The 17353-nt window shown below is 60.5% G+C and carries 16 protein-coding genes and 1 pseudogene; 12 read left to right on the plus strand and 5 right to left on the minus strand.

Translation table 11 applies throughout. From position 1 onward, the window contains the following. Positions 1–388 precede the first annotated feature (388 nt). Genes betI through betA form a run of 3 tightly spaced genes read left to right on the plus strand, consistent with a single transcriptional unit; the run spans position 389 to position 4190 of the window. On the plus strand, positions 389–973 hold the full coding sequence (gene betI / locus WS89_RS10655; protein ID WP_059502267.1) for a transcriptional regulator BetI: 585 nt from the start codon (positions 389–391) through the stop codon (positions 971–973). Between the two features lie 32 nt (positions 974–1005). Next, entirely contained in the window at positions 1006–2475 is a 1470-nt protein-coding gene (betB, locus tag WS89_RS10660; RefSeq protein WP_059502265.1) for a betaine-aldehyde dehydrogenase, read from the plus strand. Positions 2476–2489: 14 nt separating this feature from the next. Continuing rightward, positions 2490–4190, plus strand: coding sequence for a choline dehydrogenase (betA, locus tag WS89_RS10665; RefSeq protein WP_059502263.1), 1701 nt, complete (start codon positions 2490–2492; stop codon positions 4188–4190). 189 nt (positions 4191–4379) lie between these two features. Here betA and WS89_RS34590 read toward each other — a convergent pair. Then, positions 4380–4559: pseudogene (locus tag WS89_RS34590) on the minus strand (transposase); the annotation flags it as partial. A gap of 539 nt (positions 4560–5098) precedes the next feature. Here WS89_RS34590 and WS89_RS10670 point away from each other — a divergent pair. From WS89_RS10670 to WS89_RS10695, 6 genes are all read left to right on the plus strand, one after another. Continuing rightward, the gene (locus WS89_RS10670) at positions 5099–5674 is read left to right on the plus strand and encodes a fimbrial protein (protein ID WP_059790869.1); all 576 of its coding nucleotides are present in this window, start codon (positions 5099–5101) and stop codon (positions 5672–5674) included. A gap of 79 nt (positions 5675–5753) precedes the next feature. After that, entirely contained in the window at positions 5754–6500 is a 747-nt protein-coding gene (locus WS89_RS10675; protein WP_257128156.1) for a fimbria/pilus periplasmic chaperone, read from the plus strand. Positions 6501–6608: 108 nt separating this feature from the next. After that, positions 6609–9224, plus strand: a complete 2616-nt coding sequence (locus WS89_RS10680) for a fimbria/pilus outer membrane usher protein (RefSeq protein ID WP_059790871.1) — start codon at positions 6609–6611, stop codon at positions 9222–9224. An 85-nt stretch (positions 9225–9309) separates the two neighbouring features. Continuing rightward, positions 9310–10359 carry a fimbrial protein gene (locus WS89_RS32170; protein ID WP_179949857.1) on the plus strand — a complete coding sequence of 350 codons (1050 nt, stop codon included), beginning with the start codon at positions 9310–9312 and terminating at the stop codon, positions 10357–10359. A gap of 56 nt (positions 10360–10415) precedes the next feature. Next, positions 10416–10967, plus strand: a complete 552-nt coding sequence (locus WS89_RS10690) for a fimbrial protein (protein WP_059790875.1) — start codon at positions 10416–10418, stop codon at positions 10965–10967. A gap of 163 nt (positions 10968–11130) precedes the next feature. After that, positions 11131–11340, plus strand: coding sequence for a hypothetical protein (locus WS89_RS10695; protein WP_060354869.1), 210 nt, complete (start codon positions 11131–11133; stop codon positions 11338–11340). Between the two features lie 302 nt (positions 11341–11642). On the opposite strand, the gene WS89_RS10700 is transcribed toward WS89_RS10695, so the two are convergent. The 4 genes from WS89_RS10700 to WS89_RS33715 form a co-directional block, all read right to left on the minus strand. After that, positions 11643–12416: an SDR family oxidoreductase gene (locus WS89_RS10700; protein WP_059790899.1), complete on the minus strand. Its 774-nt coding sequence runs from the start codon at positions 12414–12416 to the stop codon at positions 11643–11645. Between the two features lie 123 nt (positions 12417–12539). After that, complete coding sequence (locus WS89_RS10705; protein ID WP_059790879.1) at positions 12540–13931, minus strand: heavy metal sensor histidine kinase; 1392 nt, start codon at positions 13929–13931, stop codon at positions 12540–12542. Next, positions 13928–14599 (minus strand): heavy metal response regulator transcription factor, encoded by a 672-nt coding sequence (locus tag WS89_RS10710; protein WP_059790881.1) that lies wholly within the window; start codon positions 14597–14599, stop codon positions 13928–13930. Before WS89_RS10710 ends, WS89_RS10705 begins: the two co-directional genes overlap by 4 nt. Positions 14600–14635: 36 nt before the next feature. Next, positions 14636–14845, minus strand: coding sequence for a hypothetical protein (locus WS89_RS33715; protein WP_156440334.1), 210 nt, complete (start codon positions 14843–14845; stop codon positions 14636–14638). A 78-nt stretch (positions 14846–14923) separates the two neighbouring features. Here WS89_RS33715 and WS89_RS10715 point away from each other — a divergent pair, with 78 nt between their 5' ends. From WS89_RS10715 to WS89_RS34915, 3 genes are all read left to right on the plus strand, one after another. Next, entirely contained in the window at positions 14924–15337 is a 414-nt protein-coding gene (locus WS89_RS10715) for a multicopper oxidase domain-containing protein (protein WP_059790883.1), read from the plus strand. A gap of 223 nt (positions 15338–15560) precedes the next feature. Continuing rightward, a complete protein-coding gene (locus WS89_RS10720) occupies positions 15561–15854 on the plus strand; it encodes an H-NS histone family protein (protein ID WP_059790901.1) in 294 nt (97 codons plus the stop codon). A 197-nt stretch (positions 15855–16051) separates the two neighbouring features. Continuing rightward, positions 16052–17353: ESPR-type extended signal peptide-containing protein (locus WS89_RS34915; protein WP_373558385.1), on the plus strand; the 1302-nt coding region annotated here is incomplete at its 3' end.

The following is a 17353-nucleotide window of genomic DNA, read 5'->3' on the forward strand; positions in this document are numbered from 1 at the left end:
TTTTTATTCAATGGTTTGATCGATTTCAATCGGTCAATTGAAACGGATTTTAGAAAGCCGGCCAGCTTCACGATCCGGTTTGACGATTTCATATCGTGAACGATGTTGCAGATTTCGACATTCTTTCGTTTCGTAATGAAATCGAACATGGAAACGGTGCTTCCGATTGCGTCGAATTTCCGTGAACCGTTTTAAACAGATTCAAACTTAATTAACCTTCTTTCAACTCGTTTTTCCGCACCTGCACATGGGCTCCAGACGTGACGAATCCTCCCGTTTGGAACACGGCATTCCGTTCGCCCCCGATTTTTTGTTGATTGATCGTTCAATAAAAAACCGCTAGGATTCCGACTTCCATGGACGGCCCGTCCGGGCGAAGGGAGTCACGATGCCGAAAGTCGGAATGCGGGAGATACGCCGCGCCCAGTTGATCGATGCGACGTTGCGCTCGATCGACGAAGCGGGCCTGCCCGGCACGACGCTCGCATCGGTCGCGCAACGCGCGAACATCTCGACGGGCATCGTCAGCCATTACTTCGGCGACAAGGACGGCCTGCTCGAAGCGACGATGCGGCACGTGCTGCGCGACCTGTGGTCGGCCACCACGCGCCGCCGCGCAGCCGCGCGCAAGGATCCGCGTTCGCGGCTGCGCGCAATCGTCGCCGCGAACTTCGACGACACGCAGGTCAGCGCGCCCGTGATGAAGACGTGGCTCGCGTTCTGGTCGCAGAGCATGCACGACCCGATGCTCAAGCGCCTGCAGCACGTCAACACGCGGCGCCTCCATTCGAACCTGTGCGCCGAGTTCGCGAAGGCATTGCCGCGCGCCAAAGCGCGCGAGGCCGCCAGCGGCCTCGCCGCGCTGATCGACGGCCTGTGGCTGCGCGGCGCACTCGCCGGCGGCCCGATCGACACCCGAGCCGCTTTGAAGCTCGCCCACGATTACATCGACCTGCTGCTCGCGTCCGACTGACGCGTCACGCAGTCGCCCTCAAGGAGATCCTCATGTCCGTATACGGTTTGCAGCGCCTCTACATCGGCGGCGGTTACGTCGACGCCACGAGCGGCAAGACTTTCGACACCTTCGATCCGGCCACCGGCGAACTGCTCGCGCAGGTGCAGCAGGCGAGCGCGGCCGACGTCGATCGCGCGGTTGCGTCCGCGCAGGAAGGCCAGCGGGAATGGGCGGCGATGACCGCGATGCAGCGCTCGCGCATCCTGCGCCGCGCGGTCGACTTGCTGCGCGAGCGCAACGACGAACTCGCGGCCATCGAGACGCGCGACACCGGCAAGCCGATCGGCGAGACGCTCGCGGTCGACATCGTCACCGGCGCGGACGTGATCGAGTACTACGCGGGCCTCGCGACCGCGATCGAAGGGCTGCAGGTGCCGCTGCGCGCCGAGTCGTTCGTGTACACGCGCCGCGAGCCGCTCGGTGTGTGCGCCGGTATCGGCGCGTGGAACTACCCGATCCAGATCGCCTGCTGGAAGACCGCACCCGCGCTCGCGGCCGGCAATGCGATGGTGTTCAAGCCGAGCGAAGTCACGCCGCTCACCGCGCTGAAACTCGCGGAAATCTATACGGAAGCCGGCGTGCCGGCCGGCGTGTTCAACGTCGTGCAGGGCGACGGCTCGGTCGGCGCGCTGCTCACCGGCCACCCGGACATCGCGAAGGTGTCGTTCACCGGCGGCGTCGAAACCGGCAAGAAGGTGATGTCGCTGGCTGGCGCGTCGTCGCTGAAGGAAGTGACGATGGAGCTCGGCGGCAAGTCGCCGCTGATCGTGTTCGACGATGCGGACCTCGACCGCGCGGCCGACATCGCGGTGACCGCCAACTTCTTCAGCTCGGGCCAGGTCTGCACCAACGGGACGCGCGTGTTCGTGCACCGCTCGATCAAGGACGCGTTCACGAAGAAGGTGCTCGAACGCGTGAAGCGCATCCGCGTCGGCAAGCCGACCGATGCCGACACCAACTTCGGCCCGCTCGTGTCGGCCGCGCAACTCGACAAGGTGCTCGGCTTCATCGAAAGCGGCAAGGCCGAAGGCGCGAAGCTGCTCGCGGGCGGCACGCGCCTGACCGACGGCCACTTCGGCAGCGGCCAGTACGTCGCGCCGACCGTGTTCGGCGAATGCCGAGACGACATGAAGATCGTGCGCGAGGAAATCTTCGGGCCGGTGATGAGCATCCTCGATTTCGAATCGGAGGACGAAGTGATCGCCCGCGCGAACGACACGCACTACGGCCTCGCGGCCGGCGTCGTGACCGAGAACCTGTCGCGCGCGCACCGCACGATCCATCGCCTCGAAGCCGGCATTTGCTGGATCAATACCTGGGGCGAATCGCCGGCCGAAATGCCGGTTGGCGGATACAAGCAATCCGGTGTCGGGCGCGAGAACGGCATCACGACGCTCGAGCACTACACTCGAATCAAGTCGGTGCAGGTCGAGCTCGGCCGCTACAACCCGGTGTTCTGAGAAGGAGATCCGTCATGACGACACGCGAATACGACTACATCATCTGCGGCGCGGGTTCCGCGGGCAACGTGCTCGCCACGCGGCTGACGGAAGATCCGGACGTCACGGTGCTGCTGCTCGAAGCGGGCGGCCCCGACTACCGCTTCGACTTCCGCACGCAGATGCCGGCCGCCCTCGCCTATCCGCTGCAGGGCCGCCGTTACAACTGGGCGTACGAGACCGACCCCGAGCCGCACATGGACAACCGCCGGATGGAGTGCGGCCGCGGCAAGGGGCTCGGCGGCTCGTCGCTGATCAACGGAATGTGCTACATCCGCGGCAACGCGCTCGATTACGACAACTGGTCGACACACAAGGGCCTCGAGAACTGGACGTATCTCGACTGCCTGCCGTACTTCAAGAAAGCCGAGACGCGCGACATCGGTCCGAACGACTATCACGGCGGCAGCGGCCCCGTGTCGGTCACCACCAGCAAGCCGGGCGTGAACCCGCTGTTCGAGGCGATGGTCGATGCGGGCGTGCAGGCCGGCTATCCGCGCACCGACGACCTGAACGGGTATCAGCAGGAAGGCTTCGGCCCGATGGACCGCACCGTCACGCCGAAGGGCCGCCGCGCGAGCACCGCGCGCGGCTACCTCGATCAGGCGAAGGTGCGGCCGAATCTCGAGATCGTCACGCACGCGCTCGCCGACCGCATCCTGTTCGACGGCAAGCGCGCGTCGGGCGTCACCTATCTGCGCGGCAGCGAGCGCGCGACCGCGCACGCCCGCCGCGAAGTGCTCGTGTGCAGCGGCGCGATCGCGTCGCCGCAACTGCTGCAACGTTCGGGCGTCGGCCCCGGCGCATGGCTGAAGGAACTCGACATTCCCGTCGTGCTCGACCTGCCCGGCGTCGGCCAGAATCTTCAGGACCACCTGGAGATGTACATCCAGTACGAGTGCAAGGAGCCGGTCTCGCTGTATCCGGCGCTCAAGTGGTGGAACCAGCCGAAGATCGGCCTCGAATGGATGCTGAACGGCACGGGCCTCGGCGCGAGCAATCACTTCGAGGCGGGCGGCTTCATCCGCACGCGCGACGACGACCTGTGGCCGAACATCCAGTATCACTTCCTGCCGGTGGCGATCAACTACAACGGCTCGAACGCGATCGAGATGCATGGCTTCCAGGCGCACGTCGGCTCGATGCGCTCGCCGAGCCGCGGCCGCGTGAAGCTGCGCTCGCGCGACCCGAACGACCATCCGAGCATCCTGTTCAACTACATGGCCGAAGCGCTCGACTGGCGCGAGTTCCGCGATGCGATTCGCGCGACGCGCGAGATCATGCGGCAGCCGGCGCTCGATCGCTATCGCGGCCGCGAACTGAACCCGGGCGCCGACTGCAAGACCGACAAGGAGCTCGACGCATTCGTGCGCGCTCGCGCGGAAACCGCGTTCCATCCGTCGTGCTCGTGCAAGATGGGTTACGACGACATGGCGGTGGTCGATGAAGAAGGCCGCGTGCATGGACTCGAAGGGCTGCGCGTCGTCGATGCGTCGATCATGCCGATCATCACGACCGGCAACCTGAACGCGCCGACGATCATGATCGCCGAGAAGATCGCCGACAAGATCCGCGGCCGCACGCCGCTCGCACGTGTCGACGTGCCGTACTTCGTCGCGAACGGCGCACCGGCGCGCAATGTCGCGAAGGCCGTGCGGCAACCCGAGACGGTCTGACGCAAGCAGGTATTCTGCGCGGTCTTTGCGCTCCTCGTGTAACGCTGCTGAAGGTTGCCTTCAGCAGCGTTTTTCGTTTCCGGATTGGCGATTGTCGATATCCGACCCAAAACGCTCGGCGTTCGACTCTGAACCAGATTCGGTCCCGGTCGGAAGCGAGAATTTCCGGCTGGGTCGAGTAGCGCCCGTCGTCTGTCCCAGCCCTCCTAATTTCTTCTTCCAGTCGTCGAAAGTCGCGTCGCTAATTCCGAGCTTGCGGCAGATCTCGTCGATCGTCGTACCCAGCTCGGCTAGCGTCAGCGCGAATGCGATCTGCTCTTCCGTAGACTTGCTCCTCTTCGTGGCATGGCCTTCGTCCCGCCTGGACACATCGCGCCGAACTTCTCCACTTTTGAACCAGGCTATTTCTCCGGTCAGGGCCAGGGTATCGTCACCCCTATAAGTCGGTCCGGCGTCGATTCGCGGGGTTTGCGGAATACGGGAAGCGCCCTGATTAATATTTTTTAAATACCAATATTATCCAGTTAATCGATAAATCATAAATAACTCTGTCAATCTTTGTCACGAGAAGTATTCGCCAAAATCAGACTGGATAGAATGCTGGTGCGTTGTCACCGATCAGTCTCCCCCCCAAAAACAATCTGCTTCCGACGAAGCAAATTGAGCAGCTGACGTGACTCTGCGAGATCCGAGCCTGTTCACGCCAATAGCGATCGAACGGGACCATTGAATTCAGCCAACGTGGAATCGGCACCGAAGATTTCCTGGCCGTGTTCGTGGTCGCCCGAAATCGCCTCGTACTCGACGAGGCCACTCCACTTATCCGGCATATTCGACTCGTTATTGGCGTGGGCAGGCTCGGCATACTAATCAGAGGCGCAGTGCCTCAACCAGCGAAGGAGTTCCAGATGAGCAAAAAAATCCTTGGACCGTTATCGGTGAGTGCGATGGCATTGGCCATCGCCATGCCGGGCATTTCGCACGCCGCGGACGGCACGGTCAATTTCAACGGCGAAGTCGTCTCGCAGACCTGCACGATCAATGGCAACAACACCGGCAAAAGCGACTTCACCGTCACGCTCAAATCGGTGCCGACGTCGGCGCTCAAGAAGGATGGCGATACCGCCGAGCGTACGCCGTGGACCATTGCGCTGACCAATTGCACGCCCGCGTCGGGCAACGTGACGGTCTACTTCGAACCCGGCCCCCAGGTCGACTTCAACACCGGTCGGCTCAAGAACAATACCGGCACGGCTACCAACGGCAAGGCGTATGCCACCAACGTCGAAGTGGGCTTGCTGAACAGCGGGTTCCAGCCGATCACGTTGGGTAATGATCCTACCACTCAGGGTGCCGACGTCGTCGCGATCGGCGCGGACGGGACGGCCACGCTGAAGTTCTACGCACAGTATGTGGCAACGGGCGGCGCTGCAACGCCCGGCCCGGTGCAAGCCCAGGTCATGTACACGCTGAACTTCAGCTGATCGAAACACGTCGGCATGAACCCCGCCCCCTTGCCAGGGGGCCTTCGCATTCCTAATCATCAGAATCGGATTCTCAGACATGTTCCCATGGAAGACAGCAGCGCGTTCCGCCGTCGCGGTATTGCTGACGTGCGTTTCGACAGCGTACGGCAGTGTCGTGATCATGGGCACACGGGTGATCTATCCCGCCGGAGAGCGCGAGGTTTCCATCAAGCTCAGCAACGAAGGATCGTCGCCCGCACTGGTGCAGACGTGGCTCGATAAAGGCGATCCCAAAGCGCAACCTGGGGCCGTCCAGCTGCCGTTCACGTTGATGCCGCCGCTGTTCCGCATGGAACCCAGGAAAGGTCAGACGCTCCGCCTCATTTATACCGGAGAGCCGCTGCCGCAGGACAAGGAGTCCGTCTTCTGGCTGAACGTACTCGAAGTTCCGCCCAAGGCACAAGTGTCGACGGAAAACGAGAACCTGATGCAATTGGCATTCCGCTACCGCATCAAGATATTTTTCAGGCCGAAGGCGCTGCCGGATAACCCCGACGCAGCTGCAACCGAGCTGAAATGGACGCCCGTGCCGGAAGGCGGCGAAATGAAAGTGCAGGTGGACAATCCCTCCGCCTATCACGTAACGATCGTGAACATCGACGCCGGAATCGACGGCAAGTCGTATTCGGACAGCGTGGGCGGCATGGTCGCCCCAAGAGGGAGCACGACGTTCCTCCTGAAGAAGTCCGCCGTCACGCCCGCCGCCGGGCCGTTCGAAGTCAAGTATCGCTATATCAACGACTACGGCGCGGAGATCAACGCGACATTCCCAAAGAGCAAGTAGCGACACGCGTCGTGCCCTCCGTCGCTCGCTGCTCGAGCGACAACGCATGCGGAGCCCCAGGCCGCTCTCCCGATCATGTTCGCGGGTCACTCAAGTTCTCCCATCATCATGTATTCGTATTCGCTCGAATCCGGAAGCAAGCGCATCGTCATGAGACCGTTGGTGGCGTTGCTCACGCTATGCGCAGCCAGCGTGATGCAGCCTGTTCGTGCGAATGGCGACACGACGACGAAGGACGTCCAGTTCGACAGTCAGTTCCTGCTGGGGCCGGACGGACGGTCGATCGACGTGAGCCGGTTCGAGAAAGGCAATCCGGTGGTCCCCGGTCAATATCTGGTCGACGTGATCGTGAACGGAAACTGGGTGGGCCGTCAGGCGGTAAAGTTCGGTGCTCGCAATGGCGCGAACGCCGCACTGTGCTTCGACCGCAAGCTCGGCGAGCGCATCGGCCTGAATTTCGACGTGCTGTCGCCGGAGAACCGCGCGCGACTGGCCTCCGCGAATGTCGACGAATGCCTGGACCTGAGGTCCATGGTGGGCGACGCCAGCGTCGATTTCGACCCATCCGACCTGAGGTTGGATCTCACCGTTCCGCAAATCGCGGTGAAGCAGAACCCGCACGGCTACGTGAGTCCGGAGCTTTGGGATGCCGGCGTGCCGTCGGCGACACTTGCCTACAACTTCACGGGCTCGCGTTCGACAGGAGGCGAGTCAGCCGACTCCCAAGGCTACCTCGGACTGAACGCGGGAATCAACATCGGCAGCTGGCACGTCAGGCACAACGGCTCGATGTCGTGGTCGACCGGGCGAACGCGCGAGTATCAAAGCATCGTCACGTACCTGCAGCACGACGTGCCGTCCCTGCGGAGCCAGGTAAAGATCGGCGACACGTATACCGACGGGCAGTTCTTCGACAGTTTCGGTGTGCGCGGCATTCAATTGGCCACCGACGATCAGATGCTGCCGGAATCGATGCGCGGCTATGCACCGATCATTCGCGGCGTCGCGAACTCCAATGCCCGTGTGACCGTCACGCAGAACGGCATCAAGCTTTACGAAACGATCGTGACGCCCGGTACGTTCGAGATCAAGGATCTCTATGCGACGGGTTACGGCGGCAATCTGCTGGTGACGATCACCGAGGCGGACGGAAGCCAGCGAAGTTTCGCCGTGCCGTACGCGTCGGTCGTGCAACTGCTGCGCCCGGGAATCTATCGCGTCACGGCCTCCGCGGGCGAGTTGCGCGACCAGCAAATCACATCGAAGGTGAAGGTGCTGCAGTCGACCGTCCAGCGCGGGTTCACCAATCTGCTGACAGGATATACGGGCGCGATTCTCGCGCAGAATTATTACTCGGCGCTCGTGGGTGTGGCCGTCAACACGGATTTCGGCGCGGTCGCCTTCGACGTCACCCATGCACACGCCGAGATCGGCCCGGCAAACAACAGCAGCGGACAAAGTTTCCGCGTGAGTTTCAGCAAATCCGTGCCGGTCACTCAAACGCTCGTGAACGCCTCCGCTTCTCGATACTCGTCCAGCGGATTCTGGACGTTCCGCGACGCGATGCTGGCGCGGCAGGCGATCGAACGCGGCAACGACATACAGTGGACCGGCCGGCCTCGTTCGCGGTTGCAGGTATCGCTGTCGCAATCGTTCGGACAGCGCTGGGGGTCCGTCTTCATGTCGGGCAACCGCGTCGACTATTGGGGGCGTGGCGGCAACGACACGTTCTACAACGCCGGCTATAGCAATTCGTTCCGCAGCATCGGCTACTCCGTGTCGGTATCGCGGCAGCGCGTGGGCACGACGTCGGCCATGAGCAACCAGATTTTCGCGAGCATTTCCGTGCCACTCGGCGGTAACGGGCATACGTCGACCCTCACCACGACCTTCACGCGCGACGATGACGCGGGCTCGACGCTGCAGGCCATGTACAACGGCAGCGCAGGCGACTACAACGAGTTCAGTTACGGGCTAACCGCGACGCGCGCCCGCCCCGGATCGAGCGCTGACGCGAATGCGCAATATGCGAGCCCGTACACGACGATCGGCGGCAGCGTCAGCCGCGGCAACGGGTATAGCCGGGCAACGGCGACCCTGTCCGGCGCCGTGGTGGCGCACCCGGGCGGTGTGACGCTGGCGCCGAGCATGGGCGATACCGTAGGCGTGGTCGACGCGCCGGATGCCGCCGGCGCGCGCGTCGAGAATGCGCCCGGCGTGGCGGTCGACGGGCGCGGATACGCAATCGTGCCTTTCCTCACGCCGTACAGCCTGAATACCGTTTCGCTCGATCCACGCGGCTTGCCGCTGGACGTCCAGCTGGATACGACCGCTCAACAGATCGCGCCGAGAGCGAACTCGGTCGTGATGCTGCACTTCAAGACGGTGAGCGGCCGCACGGCGTTGGTCACGGTCCACCTTCCGAATGGGAAATCGCCGCCGTTCGGTGCGGCGGTACAGGACGAAAAAGGCAGCGACATCGGAATCATCGGCCAAGGCGGAAAGTTCTTCTTGCAAGGTGCGACCGACAACGGCCGGCTCACCGTGAAGTGGGGCAACGCGCCGGACGAGACATGCGAATTTTCCTACAGCCTGCCACCGCGAGACCGCAAGCAGTTGGTCTACACGTCGCTCGACTCGATTTGCACGGCGAAAGCATCCAAGACGGAACACGTGATCGAAGCGGCGCATATCGATGGCTCACCCGGCGCTTCCAGCAAGTAGCACGTTACGCAACGTATGCGTCCAGTCACGAAGAACACACCAGAGACCGAAATATATTTCATGAACACGGATGGCGAGGTTAGCAATGAAGCGTCTGATTAATTATTTTTGTTTGATACCTCTGGTAGCGGTACTGTGGTCGCCATCCATCGCAAACGCAGCATTCTGCTGGGGGCTGCCCGGATTTAGTACGAATGTCATAAATTTCTCGGGGAAAACGATCAACCCGGATCGTAACGCCGCTGTCGGCACCGTTCTCGACACGATCACGGTCTTTCTTCCGACGAGATGGTCTAACGTCGTTCAATGCAGTGCACCTCAAGTACCGATGACCGTCAAACACAACGGTAATCTCACGAGCCTTGGCAATTATATTTACCAGACCAATGCCCCCGGAATCGGAATCAGAATAAAAACAGTCGTCGACGGCCCGGCATGGGCCAATGGAAATTCCCGGGGGCAAACGTATTACGAGGATTTGGATAACGGCGCCACGCTAACGTCCGATCCGGCAAATTTCTGGGGTCCATTCACATGGATCGCCTACGGTGGAACATTCACCCTGGAAATTATCAAAACGGGCGAAATTCAGCCTGGAAGATTTTTCAGTGCTCAAATTGGAGAAGTTGCTGCCGGCGGGGTCGTATTTAGGCGATTCAATCTTTCCGGCAACATCGTCATTCAATATGCGTCGTGCAAAGTCATGTCATCGTCGATTCGAGTGCCGTTGGGCAGCGTGCCGCAGCGGAAATTCAAAGGCCCCGGCACGACGAGCGATCCGGTGAATTTCTCGATTCCCATCGATTGCACCGGTGTCACGCGCAATGTCTACATGACGTTTACCGACAACGCGAATCCCGCCAACACCGGAAACACCCTGCCGCTCACCCGTGATTCGACCGCGCGCGGAATCGGAATCCAGATCCTGCCCGACAGCGCAACCGGGATCTCCTCCCCGATCGCGTTCGGCCCGGAGTCCGGCGCGATCAATCAGCAACTCGTCGCGAGCCTTGGGCGCCAATCGGATATTGGACGGGTCGACGTCAAATTGCGCGCACGCTACGTTCAGACCGAAGCCAGGATCGTTCCGGGAACCGCGAACGGAATCTTGACCTATACGTTGTCCTATCAATGATCATGAACATTCGTCGCCGCCGCAGAGTCATCCGATTCCACATGGGGAAAATATCGATGCGTCGCTTGCTGTTCGTCGTGCCGCTCGCGGTCGCCATCCCCACCGCTTTCCACTTGCTGCCCGCAGCGCGCGCGGAAGATGGGCTGGTGAACTTTCAAGGGCAGATTGAAGGAGCGACTTGCAAGATCAATGGCGCGGAAGCCGAAAATTCTTCCTTCGACGTCAAGGTGGGTACGCTCCCGGTTGCATCATTTCGCTATGTCGGCGATCCGCCCACCATGACGCGCCCGTACAAGATCACGTTGAGCGATTGCACGCCGCCATCCGGACGCGTATCGGTCTATTTCGAACCGGGCCCGACCGTCGATCAGAACACGGGTCAACTCATCAACATGGGAACGGCGAAGAATGTCCAGCTGTCGATCATGAACAGCGATTTCTCGAAGATCAATCTTGCAGGCGCCCGCGGTGCGCAAAACTCGCAGTCGTTCAACATCGTGGACGGCTCCGCTACCCTCGTATACTTTGCCGGATATGTTGCTACGTCGCTTCCGGTGGTTGCGGGAACCTTCAATACCTCGGTGACATACATTCTGAATTTTGAGTAATTCCCTCCCCGCGCTGCCGGAGCAACGGTCGTCACGTTCGTCCCAGGAAGAGCAGAGACGGACGCGGCCGTCTCATCAGATCCGGATAACCGCGCCCGCCCGTAACATGAGCGTCGTGCCGCCTCGTACCGCCTCTGCGGAAATCGTCTCGATCTGGCGAGTCGTGACGCCCACCATCGCCTATACGATCGAGGCCCGCTCGGATCGGACCTGGCTACCGTACTCGATCGACTCGTACCGGCGTCATCATTCGTGGACGATGTGTCCGCTTACGCCGCAGCCGGCCGCGGACGACGTGGAAACGGCGATCCTGACGTGGGCCAATACGCTCGACGAAGCATATAAGCTGTACTGCATATGGCGCGCGAATTGACGTTTGATGAAGACGGCATTGTTCCGCTGTAGCCTGTCCATCGGCCCAGCGACGCCCCACCGGCCGACCTTCCTTCTCCGAGCCGCCAGCAGCGGAATGTTCACTCGATGCGCGGCGCCTCGTTTCGGTTCGATGTATCAGGGTTGCTCTGTTATGCGAAATATCCGACCTGCTGCGATTCCGGTAAAGCGCATCTCACAGCGGCAATGCTGACCCTGCAGTGGCGTGGCAATTCCGCTTTGACCACGCCACGGTCGTCGCCAGCTATGATAAATGGATATGAATCGCCTTCCCAACGTGCGCTACTTCGTCGTATAACCACCGTTGATCAGAATCGTCTGACCGGTAATCCACCAGCCGTCGGTCACGAGATGGCGGATGAACGGCACGACATCCTCGATGTCGGTGAGGCCCGTCCTGCTGAACGGCGACAGCGCGGCGGCAGTCTTGTGATAGGCGACCGCGTCGGTGCCTTCAGCCGGATAGAAGAACGGTGTGTCCATCGGGCCCGGTCCGACCGCCGTCACGGAGATGCCGCGCGCGCCGAACTCCTTCGCCGCCGCACGCGTGAAGTGCTCGACTGGCGCCTTGGTTCCCGCGTAGGCCGCGTAGAACGGCGTGAACGCGCCGAGCAGCGAAGTGACCAGCGTGACGATCTTGCCATTGTCGTTGACGTGTCTGCCCGCCTCGCGCAGGAAAAAGAACGCGGACTTCGAGTTCACTGCCGCCATTTCGTCGTACTCGGCCTCGCTGATCTCCGTGAACGGCTTTTTCAACACCTTGCCGACCGTATTGATCGCGACGTCCGGACGCCCGAACGTCGCGATCGTGTCCAAAAACAGCGCTTCCATCGCACCCGCGCTCGTCAGATCCGCGTGAAAAGCGGCTGCTTCGCATCCTGCCGCCTCGATAGCCGCGACCGTCGCGTCGGCCTCCGCCTTCGAACTCGCACTGTTGTAGTGAATCGCTATCGCCTTTGCGCCATGGCTCGCCAGGTCTCGCGCGATCAGACCGCCGAGATTCTTTGCGCCGCCTGCGATCAGGACGACCTTGCCCTTGATGTCGTGATTGCCCACCGCTCCTCCGATATGAATGACCTTTCCGACCATCGAACCGAGCATCGACATTAGTGCAAAAATCACCCCCGCGTGGCTGCCACAACCAAATTTAACAGTCGAAAACACGCGACCTTAATAGCTTCAATTCGGCGTTGGGAATGTGAGCGTGAAAACGGTCTCTCCGCCGGCGCTGACGACACCGACCGTGCCGCGATGCAGTTCCATGATCGATTTGACGATGGCCAGACCGAGACCGGAATTCTTCGACGAGCCGTGGCGCGACGGATCGGCTCGATAAAAGCGCTCGAACAGGCGGGCCGCATGTTCGGCCGGTATATCCTCTCCGTCGTTTCGGACACCGATCGACGTCGATCCTTCCTGCTCGGCAATGGCGATACGAACGATCGTACCGGGCCGCGCGTGCTCGACCGCATTCGACAGCAAGTTCGCGACCGCACGCTGGAACAGCATTTCATCCGCGACGACGGTACCGACGCCATCGAAAGCGATCCGGATATTCCGGTCGCTCGCGACCTCGTTGTAGTACATGACGATCTTCGCGAGCGCCTCGCCGACATCGAAGCGTTCGGGCGTGACATGCTGCGTCGCATGATCGGAGCGCGCGAGAAACAACATGTTGTCGAGCATTCTCTTGAGCCGTTTGCACTCCTCCAGATTGGATTCGATCAGCGTTTCGTATTCGGCACGTTCCCGTTCGCGTGACAGAATCACTTGCGATGCGCCGATGATGTTCGCGAGCGGCGTGCGCATGTCATGCGCGACATCCGACGAGAAACGCGACAATTGATCGAATGCAAGCTGCAGGCGATCCAGCATTCGGTTGATCGATCGGGTAATTTCGGCGAGCTCCTCCGGGGCATGGTCCATGCTCAGCCGTTCGTCGAGTCGGCTCGCCTCGATGCGCGTCGCGTGCCGGCCGATTTCACGGACCGGATGCAGCCCGCTCCGCATGATCGCATAACCGAGCGCGGCGATCGACAGCGCACCGGCCGCGGCCGCAACGACGACATGGATCAAATAGGCATGCATGAGTGAGGTCCGGTCGCCCGCGCTTCGCACGATCGCGACCGTCACGGTATTGCCATCCGCCAGCAGCACCGGGCCATGCATGCATTCGGCTGGACCGATGCCGGGCGGCGCACACGCGTACGCCCGGTGGGGTTCATGCTCGCTGGCGATGCGCGCGTCCAGCGCGACGCCCGCCGACTCCGAATGCTGGATGACCGACTCGCCGTTGACGCCGAACACGGCGACGAACAAGCCCGAATGCGACTGCAACGCTTCGTGAAACAACGGCCCAGCCTGCCGGACGCCATCGAGCGTCCGGGACTCGTGCAAGATTTGTCCGATCTGCTTCAGCTTGTCGGAAATCTCGCCGTCGTCGCGTTGTCGGAGCTGCGTGGACAGCGCCTGGTACAGAAACGTGCCGATCAGGAACAGCACGACGACGCCAGCCAGCGCGAACGCCATGGTCAGCCGACCGAGCAGCGAATAGGACTGCGAGCGCGTCATGAGGAGCGATCTTCCAGCACGTAGCCCATGCCACGCACCGTGTGCAGCAGCTTCGGGTCCTGATCGTCGATCTTCAGGCGCAACCGCCGGATCGCGACGTCGACGACGTTCGTGTCGCTGTCGAAATTCATGTCCCAGACCTGCGACGTGATGAACGCGCGCGTCAGGATCTCGCCCGCGCGTTCGGCCAGCAACTGCAGCAGCGCGAATTCCTGTGCGGTCAATTCGATGCGTGCGCCGCCACGCGTTACACGTCGCTTGACGATGTCGACCTCGAGATTCGAAATCTTCAGCACGGTACGATTGTCCTGGCGCGTCCGGCGCAATAGCGAACGAATGCGCGCGAGCAGTTCGGCGTAGTCGAAAGGCTTCGGCAGGTAATCGTCCGCGCCGAGCTCGAGTCCCTCCACCTTGTCGGTGATCGTGTCGCGCGCGGTGAGCAGCAGCACTGGCGTGTGTTTCTGTTTCCGCAATCGGCGCAACACTTCGAAACCGTCGACGATGGGCAACATCACGTCGAGGATCACCAGATCGAAATCCTCGCTCAATGCCATGAACAGCCCGTCCTCGCCGTTGCTCGCCGTGGCGACGCCGTAGCTCGCCTCCGTCAGGCCCTTGTGCAAGTACGACCGCATTTTTTCTTCGTCTTCGACAATCAGGATGCGCATGGTCTCGAGGCGGGCCCGGGTTGGGTTGACCGATATTTATGCGGCGCGGGCGCTGCACATCGAAAAGATAGCGCTAAAGATGGCAATTTTCCAGACAACGAACATGAACGGATTGTCATCTGGCAGCAATTTAGCTGATGTCGCTTCGTCGCTAATCTCGTCCCAAGCTCGACGGGCCGCGTTCTCGGGAAATCGGCCGTCGGCGATCGTGCACCAGGACAACCGGACTTCATTCAGGTCATGCATCCAGATTTCGGCAGACGCACTTCGTCACCCGCATCGGCGCCGCCTGCCTCGCAGGCGGGTTCGGCCTGTGGCGGCCAGATGTATGGGCACGCGCGCACGGCGACGACTGTGAACGGCACGCTACCGGGGCCGCTCGTGCGTGGGCGCGAAGGCCGCACCATCGCGCTGCGCGTCGCCAGCCGGACGAACGAACCGGCGTCGATCCACTGGCACGGCTTACGCGGCAACGGTCGGCCCGTGCTGACGTACGCGGATTTACGCAGTGCATTCCCGGACCCCGTTGGCCGTGCGCCGACGCGCACGATCGAATTGCACCTCACCGGCCCCATGGAGAAATTCGTGTGGTCTTTCGACGGTTTGTTCGCCGACGCGCAGCCGCCGCGCCTGCGTTTCGGAGAGCGCGTGCAGATCGTGTTCGTCGGCGTGCGCCCCGCTCGTCCTGCTCGCCGTCGCCGCGCAGGGCGTACGGAATCCTCGCCAAAGCCAATTTAATAAATTAATAAAACGGAGAATAGTCAACAATGTAAATATCAAAAACATAAGGCCAAAAAATACATCAGACCGTCGCTATACTTTCAACGTGCAGCGCAACCCAAAAGCGACAGGTTAATAGTTCAGACAAGATATACCACAAACATCGAATACAAAGTTGCCCAACCCGCCCCATCGGAAGCGCAACGATGCTCGTTACGTTAAGTTGCCGAGTGAGGTCAAAATGACTGAATTCTCCAATTTCTTGAACAGAAAGGCCTCGCTCGAGGCGCAGATCAACGAAGAGCGATTTCTCTGTCGTAAAAAAGTATTGTCGGAAATCCTGATCGCTATCGAAGAGTTTAAGTTCGTCCCGGAAGAGGTGTTCCCGCGCAGCGAAAAACGCAAGGTCCGACCGCGCTATTTCGATCCCAAGTCTGGTGCAATCTGGAGCGGCAGAGGGAAAGAGCCACACTGGATTCGCGGCAAGGATCGCCGGATGTTCGAACTGGAAAGCGATTCGCTACAAACGAAGTGAAGAATGCTCGCAAATCTCCGCATTAACTAAAAATACTTGAAGGCACCACCAGAAGTGCCCTCATAGCGCAGAGACAGCCAATACAAACCATAGCGAGATGAACGATCAAATTCGGCATACGCCGAAGTTGATTGCTTTTTGCATCGACGAGATTTATTTGTTGATTTCTTACAATTAATATTCAACGCATCGTTAACATGAACAAGATATACAAGATCATATGGTCCCACGTCTCATCCGGATGGGTGGTCGTGTCGGAAGGGGCAAAACAGCGAGGCAAGACCGCTTCGGCCAAGGAAGCACCGCCGCTGAGCAGGGAATTTCATCACGCGGTTCGGGCCGGCAGACTGGGCATTGTCCCACTACTGCTTCTTTCCGCATTCTCCCCGAGCGTATTTGCCCAAATTCCGACGGCGATTTCAGGATTAATTCAAACCAACAGCTTCAACAGCAATTCGTACATAGCGGCTTACCAGCTCATCGCCAACAGCGATAATCAACTCCAGGGCCTTCCCGAGGGCATTTTGTTAAGTGGATTCGGAGCCGGAACGACGATCCGAAACTACTTTTATGGGTATACCGACTTAAACGGACTCACCCATACAATTATCGGCGACAGTACCGGAGATACCGGCAACAATTCGCTTTTCCAGGTAAATGCGGGGCGCATTCAGGTCGGAAATAGGGCGAGCGCTGGCCCGAGTTCATCCATCGCGCTCGGCGCCAATGCCTCGGCATCGGCTAATTCCGGCGATGTTGCCCTTGGGTCGGGATCGGTTACAGGCGCGACAAATCCGACCGCTAGCGTAACAATTGGATCCACGACCTATGGCGGTTTCGCTGGCACCAATCCGACGAGCGTCGTCAGTGTCGGTAAGGGCGGATCCGAGCGCCAGATTACTAATGTCGCGGCGGGGAGAATCACAGCGACAAGTACAGACGCAATCAACGGCAGTCAACTTTACTCGCTTGCCAGCACTACAACTAGTTCAATTACTGCGCTGTCCTCCGGTCTGAGCTCCGCTAACAGTAACGTCTCGTCGTTGTCGACGGGTCTGAGCTCGACCAACAGCAATGTCTCGTCGTTGTCGACCGGCCTGAGTTCCACCGACAGCAATGTCTCGTCGCTGTCCACCGGTTTGAGCTCGACGAACAGCAATGTTTCATCGCTGTCGACTGGCCTGAGCTCCACCAACAGCAATGTCTCGTCGCTGTCGACCGGCCTGAGTTCCACCAACAGCAACGTCTCGTCGTTGTCGACCGGCCTGAGCTCGACCAACAGCAATGTCTCGTCGCTGTCGACCGGCCTGAGTTCCACCAACAGCAACGTCTCGTCGTTGTCGACCGGCCTGAGTTCCGCCAACAGCAACGTCTCGTCGTTGTCGACCGGCCTGAGCTCCACCAACAGCAATGTCTCGTCGCTGTCGACCGGCCTGAGTTCCACCGACAGCAATGTCTCGTCGCTGTCCACCGGTTTGAGCTCGACGAACAGCAATGTT

The sequence above is a fragment of the Burkholderia sp. MSMB1072 genome, from assembly GCF_001524725.1.
Lineage (GTDB): Bacteria > Pseudomonadota > Gammaproteobacteria > Burkholderiales > Burkholderiaceae > Burkholderia.

Bases quoted from the DNA above. Each gene is read 5' to 3' on its own strand.
- betI (WP_059502267.1), top strand. From the start codon at position 389: ATGCCGAAAGTCGGAATGCGGGAGATACGCCGCGCCCAGTTGATCGAT.
- betB (WP_059502265.1), top strand. From the start codon at position 1,006: ATGTCCGTATACGGTTTGCAGCGCCTCTACATCGGCGGCGGTTACGTC.
- betA (WP_059502263.1), top strand. From the start codon at position 2,490: ATGACGACACGCGAATACGACTACATCATCTGCGGCGCGGGTTCCGCG.
- WS89_RS10670 (WP_059790869.1), top strand. From the start codon at position 5,099: ATGAGCAAAAAAATCCTTGGACCGTTATCGGTGAGTGCGATGGCATTG.
- WS89_RS10675 (WP_257128156.1), top strand. From the start codon at position 5,754: ATGTTCCCATGGAAGACAGCAGCGCGTTCCGCCGTCGCGGTATTGCTG.
- WS89_RS10680 (WP_059790871.1), top strand. From the start codon at position 6,609: ATGTATTCGTATTCGCTCGAATCCGGAAGCAAGCGCATCGTCATGAGA.
- WS89_RS32170 (WP_179949857.1), top strand. From the start codon at position 9,310: ATGAAGCGTCTGATTAATTATTTTTGTTTGATACCTCTGGTAGCGGTA.
- WS89_RS10690 (WP_059790875.1), top strand. From the start codon at position 10,416: ATGCGTCGCTTGCTGTTCGTCGTGCCGCTCGCGGTCGCCATCCCCACC.
- WS89_RS10705 (WP_059790879.1), bottom strand. From the start codon at position 13,931: ATGACGCGCTCGCAGTCCTATTCGCTGCTCGGTCGGCTGACCATGGCG.
- WS89_RS10710 (WP_059790881.1), bottom strand. From the start codon at position 14,599: ATGCGCATCCTGATTGTCGAAGACGAAGAAAAAATGCGGTCGTACTTG.
- WS89_RS33715 (WP_156440334.1), bottom strand. From the start codon at position 14,845: ATGCATGACCTGAATGAAGTCCGGTTGTCCTGGTGCACGATCGCCGAC.
- WS89_RS10715 (WP_059790883.1), top strand. From the start codon at position 14,924: ATGTATGGGCACGCGCGCACGGCGACGACTGTGAACGGCACGCTACCG.
- WS89_RS10720 (WP_059790901.1), top strand. From the start codon at position 15,561: ATGACTGAATTCTCCAATTTCTTGAACAGAAAGGCCTCGCTCGAGGCG.